Raw genomic sequence first — 20,528 nt, 5'->3', positions numbered from 1 at the left:
TCAAGGCTTAGTACTACTGGAAGAAGAATTTCTGAAGAAGCGGATAATGCCCCAGATGCTCAGCAAGAGTAGTCCCAGAAAAAGGAAGATCTGAAGACTTCCTTTTCTGTTTGACAGGGCTTCCATGAATGATTCGGCCATCACGCCAATACTAAAGGCCATTAGGGTTCTGGGCAACATGCCCAGGACGCCATAAAACAAGAGCTTTTTCCAACCTGTTTTGAGTAAGGCAAAGAGCAGGTTGGACAGGGCAAAAGGGATGACAGGGCTGATCCTTACAAAAAATATCAAGTTCCCTATTTTGCTTCTTTTTTCTTGGACTACTATGGCGGCTTTGGGATAACTTTCAAGAAGGATGTTTAGGCTATTATGGTCTAATTTTAACCCGATAAAATAACCCAATAAACTAGCTAAGGAATAGGCGAAGACCAATATAGGAAAGGCCGCCCAGCCCCATATAAAACCAGAGACGATGGCCAATAAAGTGGTGGGGCAAAAAGCAATTCCCATCATTATACTCCCAATAATAATAAAACCGATAATGTTTATGAGGTCTATAGACGCTGGAAGAGAAGCACTGTATTCATAAAGAAAACTTAGGGTAAGAGAGCTGCCAATGATTGGGATAATCATAACCCACAGCAGGGCAAAGGCCATAGCTGGGTTGTTATGATAAGTTGTTTTAAGACGGTCTATAAGGGGAGGAGTGCTTTTAGCAGGCATTTTTAAATCTAATCTGCGTCGAAAATAGGTAAAATATTTTGTTTGGTTCCTATCTTACACTTTTTAGCAAATAGGCATGTAATTTGTTTATTCAAATAATCGTAGTTAAGATCTAAACTTAAATTTTTTTAATATGAAAAATGTAATGCTCTCGTTGGTTTTATTCTTTAAGATTGTCATTACAGCCTTGTCGCAAGAAAAAGCCATTATTACGCTAAATGGGATACCACAATCTGCTACAAAATCAGCCATTCAAAAACAATTTGGAGCACCAATAAATATTCTTACGCCCAATTATGAGTGTGGTTTTTTGTCTTCAGATGAGCAAGGAGAGGTGTTTTATTCTATGGAGTATGACGGTTTCAAATGGACAGGGAATGAAAAGCAGAACTATGTCTTGGATGAGCTAAAGATGGAAAAAGCAGCTGGTTTGATATTAGTCTTTCAAGGACAAATAATAGATCAGAATACCACAAGCACTACTTTTTTAGCTCTGGCGGATGATTTAGAGATAAGTGTTGATGTAGGAGCTAATGCATGGTCAATAGATAAGGAAATGGAGGTGATTAGCATTATAGTTTGGCTAGTTGATGATGCTTATAATTTTTACTTTGTAAACGACCGTTTTAATTTCCTTGAATATTGGTCTCCTTGTTGATAATGGAAATGCTGCATTTTTAGCGATTCGTTTTGAAGTGTTTTTTGGGGTTTTATGGGGAAGAGAGCTGTAAATTTGTTTTCTTTGATTTAAGTTCAACAGCAATAAGTACAAATGACGAATAATAATATGAAATTTGGAACAAAAGTAATCCATGCAGGTGTGGAACCAGACCCATCTACCGGAGCTATCATGACTCCTATTTTTCAAACTTCAACTTATGTTCAGACGTCTCCCGGAGATCATCAGGGCTATGAATATTCCAGAACGCATAATCCAACTAGGACAGCTTTGCAGAACAGTCTTGCAGCCTTGGAAAATGGCAAACATGGGCTGTGTTTTTCTTCAGGCCTTGGAGCTATAGATGCGGTAATTAAGTTGTTTAATCCTGGAGATGAAATCATCAGTACCAATGATCTATATGGTGGTTCTTATCGAATTTTTACTAAGGTGTTTGCCAAATTTGGTATCAAATTTCATTTTGTCCCAATGGAGGACCCTGCCTCAATAGAGAAATATATTACTGAAAATACAAGGATGATTTGGGCCGAAACACCTACTAATCCGATGATGAATATTGTGGATATAAAGGCATTGGCAGCAATAGCTCAAAAGCATGATGTGCTATTAGGAGTGGACAATACTTTTGCTACACCATTTCTGCAAAACCCATTGGATTTAGGAGCTGATTTGGTGATGCATTCAGTTACCAAGTATTTAGGAGGTCATTCTGATGTGGTTATGGGAGCCCTAGTGGTCAATAATGATAAATTGGCTGAAGATTTGGCTTTTATCCAGAATTCTTGCGGTGCCACTCCTGGTCCACAAGATTGTTTCTTGGTCTTAAGAGGGATCAAAACCTTGCATTTGAGAATGGAACGTCACTGCCAAAATGGAAAAACCATAGCTGGTTACCTGAGAAATCATCCAAAAGTGGATAAGGTTTTCTGGCCTGGATTTGAGGACCATCCTAATCATGATGTTGCCCTTGAGCAAATGCGTGGTTTTGGGGGCATGATTTCATTCACCATCAAAGGCAACAACATTGAGGACGCTAAAAAAGTATTGGAAAATCTACATTATTTTTCTTTGGCTGAATCTCTTGGAGGGGTGGAATCACTTTGCGGCCATCCGGCCACGATGACCCATGCCAGCATTCCCAAAGCAGAGAGGGAGAAAGTAGGTTTATCAGATTCATTAATTCGATTGAGCGTGGGTGTTGAAGATGCTGAAGATCTTAAGAATGACCTTGCACAGGCCTTGGATAAGCTATAAAAAGAACTACTTCCTTGAAGATTATCCTAGAATATTTGTGAACAAATGATGGGATTTGCTAACCACTTTGGTGGTTAGCTTTTTTTTGTTGCTTTTTAAGGTATGGATCAGGTCCAGGTATTTTTTAGATGGCGTTTCTTCTGTATTGGAATGTACAAAAGTAAGGTGTTGCAAGAAAAGGTGATTTTGATACCATTTGTACAAAAGTTGGCTGAGCTGGTTCATATGCTCGTGAACGAGTTCTGTAAAAGTGGCATTGAGGCCTGAGACTATTCTTACATTTTCAAGGGTGATAATCACTTGAAGTCCTTCATAAATATCCTTGATTTCTTTTGCTTCAAGTTTTGTTTCACTGTCAAACTTGAAGAAACCTAGTTCTTCATTGATGATTTGGGTGGTTGAAGTGTTGATCTGAAGAGGCTTCAGGGCTTTGCTAAATTCAAAAGCCTCTTTATATAGCGCTTCCCATACTTCTAGAGGAGTACCCATAATGATGTCATAGGCATCCGTATATATCTTATTTTTATCCTTTAAGAGGATCTTTTCATAGGATTTATAACTGAGGTTGGATTTGGCAGATGTTGTTCCTAATGCTTGTTGGATAAGCTTAATATGTAACACCTTCTTAAGCGCTTTAAAAAGCTGTTTATAGGGGCCAAATAATTCGAATTTCAATTTTTTTTCATTGAAATGGATTCGGCTCAACAAGTCTATATAGATTTCCAAAAAGATTAGTTTCTCCTCCAGCTCAATGGCTTTTTTGGATTTAAATTGTTTGGCAAGCGAGGTGAAAAGCTTTTTTGCAATGGTGTATTGCTGGTCGAAGAGCTGAAATATCGGAGAAACTTGTTGAACTTGCATTTTGGTCTAATTTATACGTACAAGAGTGGCACCATATCCAAATCGGCTCTTTTGGGTATCTTGAAAATACTTAATATTTTCCAATTGACTGAGGTATTTATGAATTTCTTTTCGAAGAACCCCATTGCCCAAACCATGTATAAAGGTGATTTCATCCATTCCAGTAGCGATAGCATAATTTAAATTTTTTTCAAATGTTTCCATTTGGAGTTTAAGCATTTCTGTATTGCTCATAAACTCGTGATCCTTTGTGAGTTTTTCTATGTGAAGATCAATTTGCTTTTCTGGTCGCTTGAATTGTTGGCTTACGGGTTCCTCTTCCTTGCCCTTGTTGAGCTCCTGATTAAGCTTGTTGATATCCAAAGCCCGTGTTTGCTGATCAATGGCAAATAAATATCCCTTTTTCCCAGTTACTGGTGCTACTTGCTGATTTTTGAAAAAAGAAGAAGCTTTGAACTTTACTTTTTTCTCAAAAGGGGCAATGGTTTTCTCCGCCCGATGGTTAATAGGAATAAATTGCAGAAAAAGCGGAGGCCAGTTTTCAAACTGTGGAATGGATTTTTCATCCAACTTTTTAGAACTTAGTGCACTGATGGTTCCTGAAGAGAGTGTTTTGGAGTTTTCTCCAAAAATATCAGAAGCCATAAAGACATAATCCTTTTCGGTATTATTGATCAAGTGGAGGCTCAGGGTTTTATCGTTGATAGTAACATAGCTCAAATATAAACCTTCGCTCGTTTTAATGCTTTTGGCAGCTGGAAGTGGATTTTCTTTTTCTATAGCCTTGGAGCCATCACTTCCGAAATATTGTTTTTCGGTTTCATGAATCACCACCACTTCATTTTTCATCGCAGGGATTCTAAAACCGTCCTCAATTTCAATTTCTATTCTTCCACCACTTGAAATTTTGGTAATGGTTCCTTCCTCATTTCCGTGCAGTAAGCGCACCTTATCTCCAATATTCATGATTCTAATGCTGATTTATATGTTTTGAGCGCTCTTTCCCGCGCTTTTTTATGATCTACTATTGGCTCAGGGTAGCTGTCAGAGCCGAATTCTTTGACCCATTTTTTGATGTATTCAAGGTCCTTATCGAATTTTTTTATTTGCGAGCTGGGGTTGAAGATCCTAAAATAAGGTTGTGCATCTGTGCCGGTTCCAGCGGCCCACTGCCAGTTGCCATTATTAGAGGCGAGCTCATAATCCAGTAATTTCTTTGCAAAATACGCTTCTCCCCAACGCCAGTCAATTAAAAGATGCTTTGTAAGAAAACTGGCCACGATCATTCTCACCCTATTGTGCATATGTCCTGTAGTGTTTAGCTCACGCATGCCCGCATCTACGATGGGATAGCCTGTTTTTCCTTGACACCATTTTCCGAATTCTGCTTCATTATTTCGCCAAGGGATTTTGTCGTATTGACTTTTAAATGACTGGTCAATCACTTGTGGGTTGTGAAAAAGAATCATCATAAAGAATTCCCTCCAGATCAATTCACTAAGAAAAACGTCATTTAATTCAGCTACTTCCAGTGCCAGTGACCTTACGCTTATCGTTCCAAAGCGCAAATGAATACCAAGTTTGGAAGTTTGGTCTTGAGCAGGAAAATCACGGTTTTGATCATAAGTTTTGACCAAAGCTTTGTCGATCTTCAGGGGAGGTAATTTGATGTCAGTTTCTTTAAATCCAATATCATGTAATGAAGGTATTTCAAAAGCAGGTGTTTGATAAAGATGATTGAAATCAGTTGTTAAAATTTGTGGTGGATTTGACCTGAACTTTTTCAGCCATGCATTTTTATAAGGTGTATATACTTTATAGAATTTGCCGCTTTCATTCAGGATTTCATCTTTTTCGAAGATTACCTGATCTTTGAAATCCAAAAAATCAATTTTATGGCTTTTTAAATATTTTTCGATTGCTTGATCTCTTTCCAATGCATAGGGTTCATAATCCCTATTGGTATATACAGAGGATATCTCGTATTCCTTGGAAAGCTTTTTAAATATATCCAATGGCTTCCCGTGTTTGACCATTAAGGAAGCCCCTTTCTTTTTTAATTGTTCGTTGATAGAAATCAACTGTTGGTGAATAAAGGTTACTCTTGCATCTTTTTTATCTTCGAGTTCATCTAGAATAGTGGTGTCGAAAATAAAAAGCGGCAATACATTACATTCATTTTGACAGGCATAAAACATTCCTGTATTGTCTTCTAGTCTAAGGTCTCTTCTAAACCAAAAAATACATACTTTCTCCATGGTAAATCTTTTTAGAGATAGAATACAAAAATACTACTTATTGTTTGGTTCTTCTTTAATATTCTCCTCAATCGGTCTGGATTCCAGTATATTAATCTTAGGGAGATCATCTGGGGTTTCAGGGTTAGAGTCATCAGGGCGCTGTGTATTATCCTGATAGTCATACCGAAGAAAATCATCAGTGTCATTGATCAGTAATTTCTCTTTTTTCTTTTTGCTGATATTTTGGAAAAGTTCCTTTAGGGAGCTGAATAATAAGGTTTGCGAAACAGATACCCCATAAGTATTGACCCTGTCGATATTCAATGTGGATAGGTTGCTGAAATTATTTCTATTATAAATTCTGACTCTATACCGTCCATCATTGGTGATCAGGTACTCAGCCTGCCAGTCACCGGCAATGCTGCCTAAATCTGCATTTCCCTGAGGGTCTGTAAAGCTTCCATCTCTAGTTACTCTCAAACGGCCATCCAAGAAAGTATAGGCAACCCTTAACTGGAAGGTTTCCAGTGCTGAATTGTCCAGTGAAGCCAAATCGATATTGATTTCCAGATTTTGATCTACCTGCGAAATGAGTGCGTTTAGCTGGGAAGAAACTAATTGGCTCAGATTAGAAAAACCAATGCCAGCACTGTTAAACTGTCCTTCTGGGGAAAACCTTCTCAGCATGATCAGTGAGAAGACCTGTCTGTTTTTTTCTTGTTCATCATTGGCTATTCTGTTTTTGAAAGCAGAAATGGTAGTTTGTGATTCTCCTTCTGGAAACTCAGAAAAGTCAAAGTCAAAGTTGATATCTGGAGATAGCAGGGGACCGTTTAGATCCATGATTACCTTTACAGGATATCTTCTATATAGTTGCGAGTTTTCAAATTCCGGACTGCCATTTTGGGTGTTTTGCAAGCTGGTGAGCGATACATTTTCCTCATAAGTAGCCTCAATATCCATGACACCTTCATAAGGGTCACCATACCAAGAGATTCGTCCTCCAGGGAGAATCTCAAATTGTCTGTTAATGATATTATAAAGTGAGAAATTGTATTTAGCGTCTACGATTTCATAATCCCCTGTCATGGTGAATTCACCTTGTGTATCAATATTAAGGTTAAGTATACCTTTGCCTCTTCCTTGGATATTTTCACCGGTTCTTGGGTCAATTTGAATTTCAGTATAGGCATCAGGAGTGACATCCAATACAAAATTCATCCTTACATTATTGATGGCAAGCTTTTCGACTGTTTCCTCTATTTTGATTTCTCGAGTGGTATCCCTTACATTGATGATATTGATAAATTCTTCTTGGTTTTGACCTTCTGATTCACCTATAGGGATATAAATTTTGGTATTGGGTTGGGTGGTGGCATTTGCAGTTATGTCCAAGTTGGAGGCTGCACCAAAGATCTTCAGTGTACCGCTGGCATATGCTGTACCATAAAAGAGGTCATTATCCCTGGCAGATGTATTGAGTACTTGGAAATTGTTGAGGTCGGAAGATATGTCCAACACAAAGTTCCGGAAGGCATCATGGGCTATTCCTCCGCTCATTCTGGCTGTGTTTTTCTGGACATCAGTAACATTCAGCCCCCTGAAACTTATTTCATTAGGGGTGAAATTGATATTACCGTCCACGGTGTAATAGGTGTTGAGATAATTTACCCGAACAGCACCACCGCTAATTTTTCCAATTCCTTCAATATTAGGTTGATTGAGTGTGCCAGTCATCTTTAGGTCGCCAGAAACAGTTCCTCCAAATTCTGTAAGGTATGTGGAAAGAAAAGGTTCTAAAATGTCAAGATTGGTGTTTTCTAGCTTTCCGTCCAAATTAATTTGGTCATCCATGGTATCTATATACCCTTTTACCTCGATGTTTTTGTTACTGTTTCTGTAATTTGCCAGGTTGAGATTCATTTTATCATCCTGGAAGTAGGTAGCCGCTTCTATATTACCGATTAGGAACTTATTGATATATAAGCTGTCAATGCTAAGGCTTCCATAAGTTCCAGTGCGTTCACTAAAACTGTTTAGAGCAAATATTCCATTGGCCCTGCCTTTATATTCCTTATTATCAAAAGTATTAAGGAAATCCATATTTACATCGTGGATTTCAAATCCTAGAATCTCATCAGGGTTGTCATTAATACGGCCATTGAAGGCCAAATACTGGTCTTCATGAAAAAGTTTTAGATTGTCAAAGTCAATTTGTTCCTCAGATATTGTAATGGAATTATCAGGGTCAAACTCCCAATAGTTATCAAGGATTTTGATTTCCGATGGTTCAAAAATTATATTCGTATTGGTTTTGGAAAGCTGGATTTCACTTTTGATCCTTGCATAGCTTTCAGTTTTAAGTTGATCAATATTAAGGTTGAAATCTATTGCAGACTCATTCCAAATGGCTTCTAAGCTTAGGTAGTTAAAGTTGATGTCGGGGGTGAGCTGTTGCTCTTTGGAATTGACATAGCAAGCAGCCAAAACCTCTCTTGAGTTCCTGATTTTAGAAGTGTTGAAGTCTAAGTCGTTTTCTAGAAATATTTTGTTATCGTATTGAATGGTGTCAATTCCTGAATAAAAGTTGAAAATGGTGTTTTCTGCTGTTTGATAAAAGGCTCCTTCCACTGAGGTGTTTTTAGAAATATAGAGGGAAGGTTCATAGAGGTTGATGATGGGATTGATATCGAATAAGTTCATGTTGATATCAATATTGTATTCTTCGAAGTCTTCAGGCGATTCTTCTTCAGTTTGAATTTCTGAATTGGTGAGGATGGCCAGATAATTGTCGAGTAAAAGCTGGATGTCACTGTAAACTTTCTTTGACTGGAAGTTCCCTGAGATACTGGCTACCAGTAAGTCTGAGTTAAGGGAAATCATCCTTGAATCCTCAGTAAAAACAGACTGAAAGAAGAAATTGTCAATAGAGAGGCTTCGGCCATCATGACTAATCAATAAATCCTTGAATCTCGCTATGCCTTCAACTTCGTCTACATCGGTGCCTTTAGTGTCCAGTTCTACTCCGCCGCTAACGAAAAATTCTTTATCTGTAAGGTTAATGGCTTTGAGATAGGCCGTGTCTAACCTGGCGGTAAGCCTAGCAGAATCCTTTTGATCTCTTAGGTCAAGTATACCGTTAATATTCATTTTTAGATTGGGATCATCTACTGTCAATTGTCCCCTGAATAGGTCTTTACCAAAAGTGGCATTGGTTTCTATCCCAGAGTAATTATAGCCTAAAACACCAATTTTACTTACTTTGGTATCCAATTCTAATAATGCGGTTTCCAGTGTTGTTCCAGTTCCCCTGAGATTTCCTTTTAGACTGACTTTTTGGAAAGTTTTTGGGTCTTCCATGATTGTGCCCAAGTTGAAATCCATTAAGCTAAGTTGTCCATAATACCGAGGTTGTCCTTTGTCTATCAGGTAGTTTAGCTTTCCAGTGAAATCACCAATTTGAGTCCTGAATTCTCCCTGTGTCTGAAAACGGGTGAGGTAACCGGTAAAATCCGCGTCAAAGAAAAATGTTTTGAATTTGTTGATCTCCTTGCTGCCTTTTTCATCTAGGTAAGGGGCAAGGTCTGTGCTGTTTACGGTGGAGTTAACTAAGGAAAGCTGGAAAAAAGTGCTATCTAATTTGGGTAGTCCATCGATATTGAACTTCCCGAAAAGCGCACTTCTTTTTCCAAAACGAATCAACAGTTCTTCAGAAAACAGGTCACTCACCTTTCCCGTTATTTGCCCGCTCAAATAGATTTTGTCATCAAAGTCAGGGATCTTACTGGTGAAATATTTCAGGTCTTTAATATCCAAAACCGATTCATCCAATTCGGCAAAAATATTTACCTGATTGTTGAAGTCACTTAAAGACTTGATGTTCTCGTAGCTGAATTTCAGGTAATTTTTTATAATGGTTTCATTAGACTTGAAATAAAGATTCTGAAATTCCATTTCTTGTGGAGAATAGCTGAATAGGGTCCTCAGCTGTTGGAATTCCATTCCAGATGTAGATTCCAGCCCACGTAAGTATATTATATCAAAATTGAAGTTGCTTCCTTCTGCCACAAAATCTCTGGCACCTCCAAAAAGTTTTCTGAATCTTAGGCGGGTATAATCAAAGCCATTTTCAATTTTTTCCTTTCTCAAATCAAATATGTCCAGTGAGGTTCCTTGGAAAAAAATATTGTCAATGATAAACTCGTTGCTTTTTTTGTGGTTTTTCTTTTTTCTCTTCCCTAAGAAGCGGTTGACGTTTTGAATGAAAGTCGAAATATTAGGAGTGGAATCACCAGGATGAATTAAGAATTTTAGCGTTCCACCCTTTAGCCTTATTTCATCAAAACCCGGGCTTTCTGCATTTAGAAGACCATTTAGCGAGAAATCAATGAAGATTTCATCCAAGTCTGCCATTAAACTGTCTTGCGGGTCTTTAACCGTAAGGCCCTTAAGACTAATGGTATCCCACCAACGAATATTTACATTTTGAATTTTTGTTTCAAAGCCAGTGTTCTTACTGAGTCTGGAGGCTAAAAACTGTGTTGCCTCGGTTTGAATTGCTGGAATTTGCAGTGCTCCAACAACCAAAAGAAAAAGGATCAGCAGAAAAACTGCTACTCGAAGCATTCCCCGCAAAGCTTTCTGCAAAAATTCCGTAACTTTCGATTTCTTTTCCAAAGGATTATGAAGAATATTAATATACTCGCTATTGAGTCCTCCTGTGACGAGACATCAGCGTCTGTTATATCTGACGGCAAAATACTTAATAATATTGTCGCCACGCAATCGGTTCACGAAAAATATGGAGGTGTTGTTCCAGAGTTGGCTTCTCGTGCCCACCAACAACACCTCATTCCGGTTATTCATGAAGCGATAGAAACTTCAGGCCTGAAAAAGGAAGAACTTTCTGCCATTGCATTTACGCGTGGTCCTGGATTGATGGGATCATTGATGGTTGGAGTTTCATTTGCCAAGTCGTTTGCCTATTCATTAGGGATTCCTTTAATTGATGTGAATCACATGCAAGCTCATATTTTGGCCCATTTTATAGATGAGCCAAAGCCAAAGTTTCCTTTTATCTGTTTGACGGTCAGTGGTGGCCATACCCAGTTGGTTTTGGTGAAGGATTATTTAGACATGGAAGTGGTCGGTGAAACTTTGGATGATGCGGTAGGAGAGGCATTTGACAAAACAGCTAAATTGATGGGATTACCCTATCCCGGTGGTCCATTGGTGGATAAATATGCGAAGGAGGGAAACCCTGAAGCCTATAAGTTCCCAGTTTCGGAAATGCCTGGATTGAATTATTCTTTTAGCGGTATCAAAACTGCTGTGCTTTACTTTTTGAGGGATCAGATAAAGGAAAACCCTGGTTTTATTGATGAAAATATAGCGGATATCTGCGCTTCAGTTCAATATTCGCTGATCAAAATGCTCATGCAAAAGCTAAGGAGGGCTGCTAGAGAATATAAGGTGAAGGATATTGCCATTGCTGGAGGAGTGTCAGCTAATTCGGGTTTGAGAAAGGAATTGGAGAGATTGGCAGGAGAATTGAATTGGAATGTTTATATTCCCAAATTTGAATATTGTACAGATAATGCGGCTATGATTGCAATGGCGGCGCATTATAAATATCTTAATGGAGAGTTTTGCGGATTGGATGTGAGTCCAATGGCTAAAATGAAGATTAGTTAATTTAGAGTTTAGAGATGGCTAAAGAGAATAAATTTAGTAAAGTAATCAATATAAAAAACAGAAAGGCAAGCTTTGAATTTGAATTCTTGGATACCTATGTGGCTGGATTGTCCCTAATGGGTACAGAGATTAAATCTATTCGGGAAGGGAAAGTGTCCTTGAAAGAGGCTTTTTGTTATTTTAGAAGAGGGGAGTTATTTGTTAAACAAATGCATATTACTCCTTATTCACAAGCTGCGCATTTTAACCATGATGCAGTTAGGGAGCGTAAACTTTTGCTTAATAGAAGAGAGCTTGATAAATTAGAAAGTAAATTAAGTGAGAAAGGGCTTTCTATTATTCCAGTTCGTATATTTATCAATAACAAGGGCTTAGCGAAAATGGAAATAGCTCTGGGTAGAGGTAAAAAGCTTCATGACAAACGTCAGGACATTAAGAAAAAGGATGCAAAACGAGAACTTGATAAAATGGCCTATTGATCAAAAATATGGTATATGCAGGTTAAGCATGATAAGTGTATATCAGGAACCAAGACCTGGAGCAGGTCTGCTTACACAAATACTTTTTGGCGAGACCTACCAGGTAGAAGAAGGGACGCCAGATGAAAAATGGCTCAAGGTTAATGTGGAGGTGGATGGATCGGTTGGATGGATTCCAGCCATACAACATGAAAATATTTCCAAGGAAGCATTTGACTATTATCAGGAAGAGGATTTTCAAGTGGTGACTTCTCCGCTTTCTTCTCTAAAATTCAGAGGGGAAACACTTTATATATTACCCGGAAGTAATTTGCATATCGGTTCCAGTGAATTGTTTGATATGGGTGGAACGGTTGCTTTCAAGGGAGACTCAAGACATTTTAAGAAAAAGGCAACGAGGGAAGAGTTGGTGTCCCTTGCTCGAATGTTTGTTAATGTGCCCTTTCTGTCCGGCGGAAGGGGCTTTTTTGGTATTGGGTCTGGAAGTTTTATCCAACTGGTTTATAAGATGGCTGGTTATATGGTGCCCAAGTTTATTTCCCAGTTTATCGATGCCGGAAAGGAAATTCCCTATACTGAAATTCAACTTGGTGATATTGTAATATTTGGAAATTCGAAAGATATTCCCCATCATGCAGGAATATATGTGGGTGAAAGTCAGGTGATTCATGTAAGGGGGAAGGTGAGAATGGATGAAGTGAAACTGGATGGTACTAAAATGGCTAAAAACAATTCTCCTTTATATCAGGTTTTGAAAATTAGGCGTTTAATGTAGAATAATGGAAAAGAAGGTACTTGTGCTCAACTTAGATCATACGCCGATAGCAGTGGTAACGGCTCAGAAAGCGATGGTGCTTACTATTCTGGAAAAAGTGAGCGTGTTGGCCGATTATTCTTTTCTAAGTATCCGTACCATAGATCAAGAGTTTAAATATCCAGCTGTGGTAAGGTTGGATGAATATAAAAATGTGCCTTACAGAGGTGTACTCCTCAATAGGAGCAACCTATTCAAAAGGGATAATAATGAATGCCAATATTGCGGTTCACAAAAGCACCTTACAGTGGATCATGTCGTACCCCGTTCCAAGGGCGGGAAAACTAATTGGACCAACCTAATAACTGCCTGTCATCGATGTAATGTTCAAAAGGGAGATAAAAAACCTGAAGAGGTGGGGATGTTACTGAGAAGAAAGCCCTTCAAACCAAACCTGTCTTATTTTTTGGCAGAGTATGCAGAAAAAAATGCGGAGGAATGGGTGCCATTTTTAAATATGAAAACGGTCCATAGTGGATGAATTTAACCAAGTGTTTTTAATAATATTGTATTGTGTCAGGTTGGGGAATGAATAGTGTGGTTTTCTTTTAAATATCATGATTTTATATTTTATTTTGGTTGAATTGCAAACAATTTAATTGATTAATTTTTATATTGGTTTTTTAACCAAAACCCAAGTTACCATTGACTATACTTTATGTGTTGCTGAGCATTCTGCTCTTAGTTTTGCTTATTGTTTGGGCAAAGATTAACCCATTTCTAGCTTTTTTAATTACCTCCATTAGTGCTGGCTTTTTATTGGGGATTCCCGTAGAAGAAATTGCTGGATCTGTTCAGCATGGAATGGGGAAATTATTGGGGGATCTAATTATTGTCATTACTATGGGGGCTATGCTGGGTAAGCTGGTAGCCGATAGTGGAGCAGCACAGCGGATAGCAGGCTTTTTGATGGGGATTTTTGGGAAGAAATATATCCATTGGGCAATGATGGTGACTGGGCTGGTAGTGGGTATTCCTTTATTTTATACTGTAGGGTTTGTGTTATTGGTTCCTTTGGTTTTTACTGTGGCTTACCAGTTTAAGCTTCCTGCCATTTTTGTAGGAATTCCTCTTTTGGCAGCATTATCTGTAACTCATGGTTTTTTGCCTCCTCATCCTTCACCCGCGGCATTGGTAGCTCAGTTTGATGCCAATATGGGGCTAACTTTATTGTACGGGATTATTATTGCCATTCCTACCATTTTGGTAGCGGGTCCTTGGTTTGCCCAATTTCTTAAGCAAATCCCTTCAGATCCCTTGGAGACCTTTAGGGCTAGCCCGAAGCCAGAAGAGGAGCTTCCAAGTGCTTTTAATAGTTTTTTCTCCGCTTTATTGCCGGTAGCATTATTGATAGGTACTACTGTTTTGGCCTTACAAGTTCCCGAAAGCCATAGGTTTTATCCCTATATCCTATTTGTGGCAGATCCAGGAATGGTTATGTTAATTTCATTGATAGTGGCTACATTTACCTTAGGCCTTGGGATGAAGGTGGACATGAAGGGCTTGATGGAGCAATATGTGCAGGCTGTAAAAGATGTCTCCATGATCATTTTGATTATTGCTGGGGCAGGTGCTTTAAAACAAGTCTTGTTGGACAGTGGAGTGAGCCAGGTTATTGCAGATTCACTGGAGACTTGGGATGTTCATCCCTTATTGCTGGCCTGGACTATTACAGCAGTAATCCGGGTTTGCGTTGGGTCGGCAACTGTCGCGGGACTGACCACTGCAGGGATCATAGCCCCTTTGATACATGATTCTGGAGTTGATCCAAATTTGGTGGTATTATCTATAGGGGCCGGAAGCCTGATGTTTTCTCATTTTAATGATGCTGGATTTTGGATGTACAAGGAGTTTTTTAATGTAAGTATTAAGGATACCATCAAATCATGGTCGTTAATGGAGACCATTGTAGCCGTTGTGGGCTTGATAGGAGTAATGACTTTAGATTGGCTTTTGTTTTAAGGATATGTTAAATTATTCCAATAAGAGATTGACAACAAAAAAAATAAATATAGATGTCTGCTGAAGAGAGTTTTAAAAAGCTGGGGCTCAATTTGCCTCCAGCTCCCAAGCCTTTAGGGGTTTATAAGCCTTGTTTGATCGACGGGAAATACCTATACCTTTCTGGTCATGGTACAGTACAAGATGATGGCAGTCTTATTATGGGACGAATAGGTATGGATATGGATGTGGAAGAAGGGAAATTGGCCGCTCGTCAGGTTGGCTTGGCGATGCTTTCGACCGTTCGAGAAAACTTGGGCAGCCTCAATAAAGTAAAACGGGTAATTAAGGTGCTTGGAATGGTGAATTGTGTCGCTGACTTTGAAAAGCATCCTTATGTGATTAATGGCGTCAGTGAACTTTTTGCCTCAGTTTGGGGAGAGGAAAATGGTATAGGAGTGAGGAGTGCTGTAGGTTTTGGTTCCTTGCCTGATAATATTCCTGTTGAAGTGGAGGCTGTGTTTGAATTACATTAAAGAAATGCTTTTGGAAGACTTACAAAATTGGTATGATGTTAAGGGGATTGAAAAGGTAGATTCACCGTCTTTGTTGGTGTATCCAAGGAAGGTGAAACAAAATATTAAACGTGCCATCTCCATGGCTGGTGGTCCGGAGTTTCTTCAGCCTCATGTTAAAACCTTCAAGTGTCAAGAAGTCGTGGACTTACTGATGAATGAAGGGGTTACAAAGTTCAAGTGTTCAACAATAGCTGAAGCTGAAATGTTGGCCATGTCTGGGGCGAAGGAAGTGTTGATCGCCTACCCTATGGTGGGACCAAAGGTAGACAGGATGGTGAAACTGATTTTGGTCTATCAGGATACCCAGTTTTCCTGCTTGGTGGACTGTCCTGCTCAAGCTAAACATCTTTCCGATCATACCCATTTGGCGGAGGTTTATCTCAGGGTGTACTTAGATCTCAATGTAGGTACAGATCGTACTGGGATACGGCCAGGTGAAAAAGCTGAGGCACTTTTTGATCTATGCAAGGCGACGAGCCATTTGATCATACAGGGGGTGCATGTCTATGATGGACATCTCCGACAAATTGATATTAAGGATAGAAGGCAGGCTTGTAATGAGGCTTTTGAGCCTGTTCAGGAACTGGCCTGTAAAATGGAACAGAAATACGGGAAAGCACTTTCTGTCATTGCCGGTGGAAGCCCGACTTTTCCCATTCATTCAAAAAGGGAAGGAGTGATTTGCAGCCCGGGAACTTTTCCATATTGGGACCGTGGATATGCCTTGAGCTTGCCAGAGCAAAAATTCACCTATGCGGCTGTATTAATCTGTAGGGTGATTTCAAAACCAGCTCCAGACTTGATTTGCGTTGATCTAGGATATAAGTCTGTGGCATCTGAAGGTCCCTTGGAAAATAGGGTTTGGTTTTTGGATTATCCTGATTTGGTTCCTGTAAGCCATAGTGAGGAGCATATGGTCCTAAGAATAACCGAGGATATGAATTTGACCATCGGAAAATTATTGTTTGTGATACCGTATCATATTTGTCCTACAGTAGCTATGTATGACAGGGTGTTGTCTATAGAATATGAAAAGGTATCGGGAAGATGGGCGACTTTGGCAAGGCGAAGAAGAATTAATATTTAAATGGATACGCTGCTAAAGAAAATAAATAGAGACCTATAAATAATACGAGACCTATGTTTACTGTAGATGCCCATTTGGATTTAAGTATGAATGCATTGGAGTGGAATAGGGATTTAACCCAAACAGTCGAAGCGATCAATAGCAGAGAGGATGGACTTGATGATAAACCGGACCGTGGAAAATCTACAGTGTCATTGCCTGCGTTGCGGGAGGGGAATATTGGTTTGGTGGTGGCAACGCAAATTGGCCGTTATGTGGCTCCAGGGAATACTCTTCCTGGTTGGCATTCTCCTGCACAGGCTTGGGCGCAGACACAGGGGCAGTTAGCTTGGTACAAGGCTATGGAAGATGCAGGTGAAATGGTTCAAGTGAGAGATTTGGTTGGATTGGAAGCTCATCTTCAGTTATGGAGCGATGATGCTTCTACCAATGATAAGCCAATAGGATATATTTTGTCTTTGGAAGGGGCTGATTCCATTGTCAATTTAAGTTATTTGGAAAAGGCCTATGGGTATGGTTTGAGGGCTTTGGGGCCTGCACATTATGGGCCTGGCAGATATGCCCAGGGAACAGATGCTACTGGCTTTATGGGCAAGAACGGACAGGAGTTGTTAAAGGAAATGGAAAGGCTCAATATAATCCTGGATGCCACACATCTTTGCGATGATAGTTTTTGGGAAGCGCTTGACCATTTTAACGGTGCGGTATGGGCAAGTCATAATAATTGCAGGGCTTTGGTCGATCATAATAGACAGTTCAGCGATGAACAGATCAAGGCATTGATAGAAAGGGGAGCGGTGATTGGTGGAGCTTTGGATGCTTGGATGATGGTGCCTGGATGGGTGAGGGGAGAGTCTACGCCTTTGAGTACTGGTTGTAATTTGGAGAAGATGCTGGATCATTTAGATCATATTTGCCAGTTGGCTGGAAATGCAGATCATATAGGTATAGGAACTGATCTTGATGGTGCATTTGGAAAAGAACAATGCCCTTATGACTTGGAGACTATTGCTGACCTGCAGAAATTACCTGATATGCTTGCCAAAAGAGGTTATACAAAAGAGGATATCAATAAAGTTATGCATGGTAATTGGCTCCGATTTTTAAGAAATGTTTGGTCATGACCTGTTAAAAGGCTTTTTTCTGAATGCTTGATGTGCTAACCTGTTGAAATACAGGGTTTATTTCTTCTTGTGGCGTCTCTTTTTACTACTAATTTTTTTATAGGTTACTGTTTCTAGTTATAAAATTTACGTACCTTTGCAGTCCGTTCAGGTGAGCGGTTCCTGTTTTCCTTGTTTGGAATTTGGGAATTTTACAACTAAAAACCTCAGCCTGAAGACTCTAGGGCTGTTGAAAATCAGAGTCGTTTACTAATATGTCTAATAACGAAGATTTTAACTGGGACAAGTTCGAAACCAAAGGTTTTGGTGAAGGTTACACTTCTGCAGAGAGAGCAGAAATGGAAAAACTTTACGACCAAACCTTGACTGAAATCAGTGAGAAGGAAGTAATCAAAGGTACTGTTGTAGGTGTTAATGATAAGGATGTTATCATCAACATTGGTTTCAAATCTGATGGTTTGGTACCAAGAACTGAATTCCGTGACCTTCCTGATCTTAAGATCGGTGATGAAGTAGAACTTTTCATTGAAGAACAAGAAAATGCTTTGGGTCAATTGGTTCTTTCTAGAAAGAAAGCCAAAATGGTTCGTGCATGGCAAGACATCGAAGATGCGCTTGAGAACGACAATGTGATCGAAGGTCTTGTTAAGAGAAGAACTAAAGGTGGTTTGATCGTAGATATCTACGGTGTAGAAGCCTTCTTACCAGGTTCTCAAATTGATGTGAAGCCTATCAGAGACTTTGATGTTTATGTAGGTAAGAAAATGGAAGTGAAAGTGGTTAAGATCAACCACGCTAACGATAACGTAGTTGTTTCTCACAAAGTATTGATCGAAAAAGATCTAGAGAAGCAAAAAGCAGAAATCCTAAACAACCTAGAGAAAGGTCAGGTATTGGAAGGTGTGATCAAGAACATGACCAACTTCGGTGTATTCATCGACTTGGGTGGTGTAGATGGTCTACTTCACATTACAGATATCTCTTGGGGCAGAATCAATCATCCAGAAGAAGTGCTTAACCTTGATGACAAAGTTCAGATTGTGGTACTTGACTTTGATGATGACAAGAAGCGTATTTCTTTGGGTATGAAGCAGCTTACTGCTCATCCTTGGGATTCTCTTTCTGCTGAATTGGAAGTTGGTTCTAAAGTGAAAGGTAAGATCGTTAACGTTGCTGACTATGGTGCATTCCTTGAGTTGGCTCCTGGTGTTGAAGGTTTGATCCACGTATCTGAGATGTCTTGGTCTCAGCACTTGAGAAACCCTGCGGACTTTGTGAAAGTAGGTGATGAAATCGAAGCAGTAGTACTTACTTTGGATAAGGACGATAGAAAAATGTCTCTTGGTATCAAGCAATTGACTGAAGATCCTTGGACTAAGCAAGATATGGTGACTAAGTACGCAGTAGGTACTAAGCACAAAGGTGTGGTAAGAAACTTGACTAACTTTGGATTGTTCCTTGAGCTTGAAGAAGGTATCGACGGTCTTGTACACGTTTCTGATCTTTCTTGGACTAAGAAAATCAAGCACCCATCTGAATATGTTAAGGTAGGGGATGAATTAGAAGTAATCGTTCTTGAGCTTGACGTTGACAACAGAAGATTGGCCCTAGGTCATAAGCAATTGGAAGAGAATCCATGGGATACTTTTGAAGGTATCTTCCCTGTTGGTTCTGCTCACAAGTGTACCGTTGTTTCTAAAAACGACAAAGGTGCGGTTCTAGAGCTTCCTTACGGATTAGAAGGATTCGCTACTATCAAAAACCTAGAGAAAGAAGATGGTTCTCAAGTAGAGGTTGGTGAATCTCTTGACTTTAGAGTAACTGAATTCTCTAAAGATGATAAGCGTATTGTTCTTTCTCACACTGCTACTTTCAAAGAAGAAGCTATCCCTGCTGCTAAGCCAGCTAAGAAAGCTGCTCCTAAGAAGAAAGCTGCCGGTGCTGAGCCTCAAGAGAAGTCTACTCTTGGTGATCTAGATGCTCTTTCTGCATTGAAAGAGAAAATGGAAGGTGGAGACAAAAAATAAGCATTTGCTTATTCCGCTATAAAAGTAAAAGCATCCCGAGTAATCGGGATGCTTTTTTTTGTTATTTGAGACCGTTGAGAAAAGTCTGGAGATAAAATGGTTCTTACCGTAACTCATAGTTATAGCGTGAATTATCGCTAGTCTTCGTTGGGGATTTTAATGTCCAAGTTAAATTGCTTGTTTAATTTTTTAATAAAGTAAGCAGAAAGGAGGGGTGATTCCTTTTCAATGTTTTGATGTACAAAGAAGTAGAGCTTTTGTAGGCCCATAACTCTCCAATTAATGATTCTTTCCAACCAGTCGTCCAGTCTGTTGTAGTCGCTTTCATCGTTAGCGCCAACATATCGGATAAACGCAGTGTCATTTGTTAGTCTCATGTGAAGCATGTCCCTTCTTCCGGCTGTGTCAACGACTATATTGGCCCGGTTGTTATTGGCCAATAGTTCGCAGTATTTATCCAGGACCTCTTCATCGGCAAACCATTCAGCATTTCTCAATTCCAAGGCAAGAGGGATTTCTGGAGGGAATTCATTGACGAATTTTTCCACCCTGTCAAAATCTTTAGGCTTGAAGTTATTGTGCATTTGCAAAAAGCTCATGCCCAGTTTGTCTTCGAAGTTGGCAATGGCATCTGCAAAAGCCATGACTGGTTCTTGAACGTTGATTAGGCGTTTGAAATGGCTGACCGAATTAGGGATTTTAGGAAAAAATTTAAATCCATCAGGTGTTTTGTTTGCCCATGTTTTTACTTGTTCGATGCTGGGTGAGCTATAAAAGGTGGCGTTGAGTTCAATAGAGTTGAATTGGGTGGAGTAATAGGTGAGCTCATCTTTGGTACCTCTAGGGTAGAATCCTTTCAGGTCAGCCCTGTTCCATTTGGCACAGCCCACATATACTTCAAAAGGCTCGTCTGATTTGTGTTTATTGAGGATTTTTTTTGTTTCCGGATGGTCTTCCGGTAAGGTGAAATCTATAGATGATGGATCTTCAACACTTCCAAATTTCATGTTTTAGTCATTTAAGTTTT

The 20,528-nt window shown here is 39.4% G+C and carries 17 protein-coding genes; 11 read left to right on the top strand and 6 right to left on the bottom strand.

Features of this window, described 5'->3' with window-relative positions:
* Positions 1–723 carry a VTT domain-containing protein gene (locus H7U17_RS14720; RefSeq protein ID WP_186757514.1) on the bottom strand — a complete coding sequence of 241 codons (723 nt, stop codon included), beginning with the start codon at positions 721–723 and terminating at the stop codon, positions 1–3.
* 133 nt (positions 724–856) lie between these two features.
* On the opposite strand from H7U17_RS14720, the gene H7U17_RS14715 reads away from it, so the two are divergent.
* Both H7U17_RS14715 and H7U17_RS14710 read left to right on the top strand, forming a co-directional pair.
* Positions 857–1,381: a hypothetical protein gene (locus H7U17_RS14715; protein WP_186757513.1), complete on the top strand. Its 525-nt coding sequence runs from the start codon at positions 857–859 to the stop codon at positions 1,379–1,381.
* Between the two features lie 129 nt (positions 1,382–1,510).
* Positions 1,511–2,656 carry a cystathionine gamma-synthase gene (locus H7U17_RS14710; RefSeq protein WP_186757512.1) on the top strand — a complete coding sequence of 382 codons (1,146 nt, stop codon included), beginning with the start codon at positions 1,511–1,513 and terminating at the stop codon, positions 2,654–2,656.
* 21 nt (positions 2,657–2,677) lie between these two features.
* On the opposite strand, the gene H7U17_RS14705 is transcribed toward H7U17_RS14710, so the two are convergent.
* From H7U17_RS14705 to H7U17_RS14690, 4 genes are read right to left on the bottom strand one after another with little or no spacing between them, the layout of a single operon-like run.
* Complete coding sequence (locus tag H7U17_RS14705; RefSeq protein WP_186757511.1) at positions 2,678–3,517, bottom strand: hypothetical protein; 840 nt, start codon at positions 3,515–3,517, stop codon at positions 2,678–2,680.
* Between the two features lie 6 nt (positions 3,518–3,523).
* Positions 3,524–4,483, bottom strand: coding sequence for a Smr/MutS family protein (locus H7U17_RS14700; protein ID WP_186757510.1), 960 nt, complete (start codon positions 4,481–4,483; stop codon positions 3,524–3,526).
* Positions 4,480–5,775, bottom strand: coding sequence for a cryptochrome/photolyase family protein (locus tag H7U17_RS14695; RefSeq protein ID WP_186757509.1), 1,296 nt, complete (start codon positions 5,773–5,775; stop codon positions 4,480–4,482). Before H7U17_RS14695 ends, H7U17_RS14700 begins: the two co-directional genes overlap by 4 nt.
* A 33-nt stretch (positions 5,776–5,808) precedes the next feature.
* Complete coding sequence (locus H7U17_RS14690) at positions 5,809–10,383, bottom strand: translocation/assembly module TamB domain-containing protein (protein ID WP_230981434.1); 4,575 nt, start codon at positions 10,381–10,383, stop codon at positions 5,809–5,811.
* A gap of 57 nt (positions 10,384–10,440) precedes the next feature.
* Here H7U17_RS14690 and tsaD point away from each other — a divergent pair, with 57 nt between their 5' ends.
* From tsaD to rpsA, 9 genes are all read left to right on the top strand, one after another.
* Positions 10,441–11,451, top strand: a complete 1,011-nt coding sequence (gene tsaD / locus H7U17_RS14685) for a tRNA (adenosine(37)-N6)-threonylcarbamoyltransferase complex transferase subunit TsaD (protein WP_186757507.1) — start codon at positions 10,441–10,443, stop codon at positions 11,449–11,451.
* A 14-nt stretch (positions 11,452–11,465) separates the two neighbouring features.
* Entirely contained in the window at positions 11,466–11,930 is a 465-nt protein-coding gene (gene smpB / locus H7U17_RS14680) for an SsrA-binding protein SmpB (RefSeq protein WP_186757506.1), read from the top strand.
* Between the two features lie 28 nt (positions 11,931–11,958).
* Positions 11,959–12,705, top strand: a complete 747-nt coding sequence (locus tag H7U17_RS14675; RefSeq protein ID WP_230981433.1) for a C40 family peptidase — start codon at positions 11,959–11,961, stop codon at positions 12,703–12,705.
* Positions 12,706–12,709: 4 nt separating this feature from the next.
* The gene (locus tag H7U17_RS14670) at positions 12,710–13,225 is read left to right on the top strand and encodes an HNH endonuclease (RefSeq protein ID WP_186757504.1); all 516 of its coding nucleotides are present in this window, start codon (positions 12,710–12,712) and stop codon (positions 13,223–13,225) included.
* Between the two features lie 164 nt (positions 13,226–13,389).
* Complete coding sequence (locus H7U17_RS14665) at positions 13,390–14,706, top strand: gluconate:H+ symporter (RefSeq protein WP_186757503.1); 1,317 nt, start codon at positions 13,390–13,392, stop codon at positions 14,704–14,706.
* A 53-nt stretch (positions 14,707–14,759) separates the two neighbouring features.
* The gene (locus tag H7U17_RS14660) at positions 14,760–15,221 is read left to right on the top strand and encodes a RidA family protein (protein WP_186757502.1); all 462 of its coding nucleotides are present in this window, start codon (positions 14,760–14,762) and stop codon (positions 15,219–15,221) included.
* Positions 15,208–16,350 carry a D-TA family PLP-dependent enzyme gene (locus H7U17_RS14655; protein ID WP_230981432.1) on the top strand — a complete coding sequence of 381 codons (1,143 nt, stop codon included), beginning with the start codon at positions 15,208–15,210 and terminating at the stop codon, positions 16,348–16,350. Before H7U17_RS14660 ends, H7U17_RS14655 begins: the two co-directional genes overlap by 14 nt.
* A gap of 53 nt (positions 16,351–16,403) precedes the next feature.
* Positions 16,404–17,474: a dipeptidase gene (locus H7U17_RS14650; protein ID WP_186757501.1), complete on the top strand. Its 1,071-nt coding sequence runs from the start codon at positions 16,404–16,406 to the stop codon at positions 17,472–17,474.
* A 254-nt stretch (positions 17,475–17,728) separates the two neighbouring features.
* Positions 17,729–19,501 carry a 30S ribosomal protein S1 gene (gene rpsA, locus H7U17_RS14645; RefSeq protein WP_186757500.1) on the top strand — a complete coding sequence of 591 codons (1,773 nt, stop codon included), beginning with the start codon at positions 17,729–17,731 and terminating at the stop codon, positions 19,499–19,501.
* A 137-nt stretch (positions 19,502–19,638) separates the two neighbouring features.
* On the opposite strand, the gene H7U17_RS14640 is transcribed toward rpsA, so the two are convergent.
* A complete protein-coding gene (locus H7U17_RS14640; RefSeq protein WP_186757499.1) occupies positions 19,639–20,508 on the bottom strand; it encodes a DUF72 domain-containing protein in 870 nt (289 codons plus the stop codon).
* Between the last annotated feature and the right edge of the window lie 20 nt (positions 20,509–20,528).

The sequence above is a fragment of the Echinicola salinicaeni genome (assembly GCF_014280965.1).
In the GTDB taxonomy this organism is placed as follows: Bacteria; Bacteroidota; Bacteroidia; order Cytophagales; family Cyclobacteriaceae; genus Echinicola; species Echinicola salinicaeni.
Note: the sequence above shows the minus strand (reverse complement) of the source record. Positions and strands in the feature narration are given on the sequence as shown.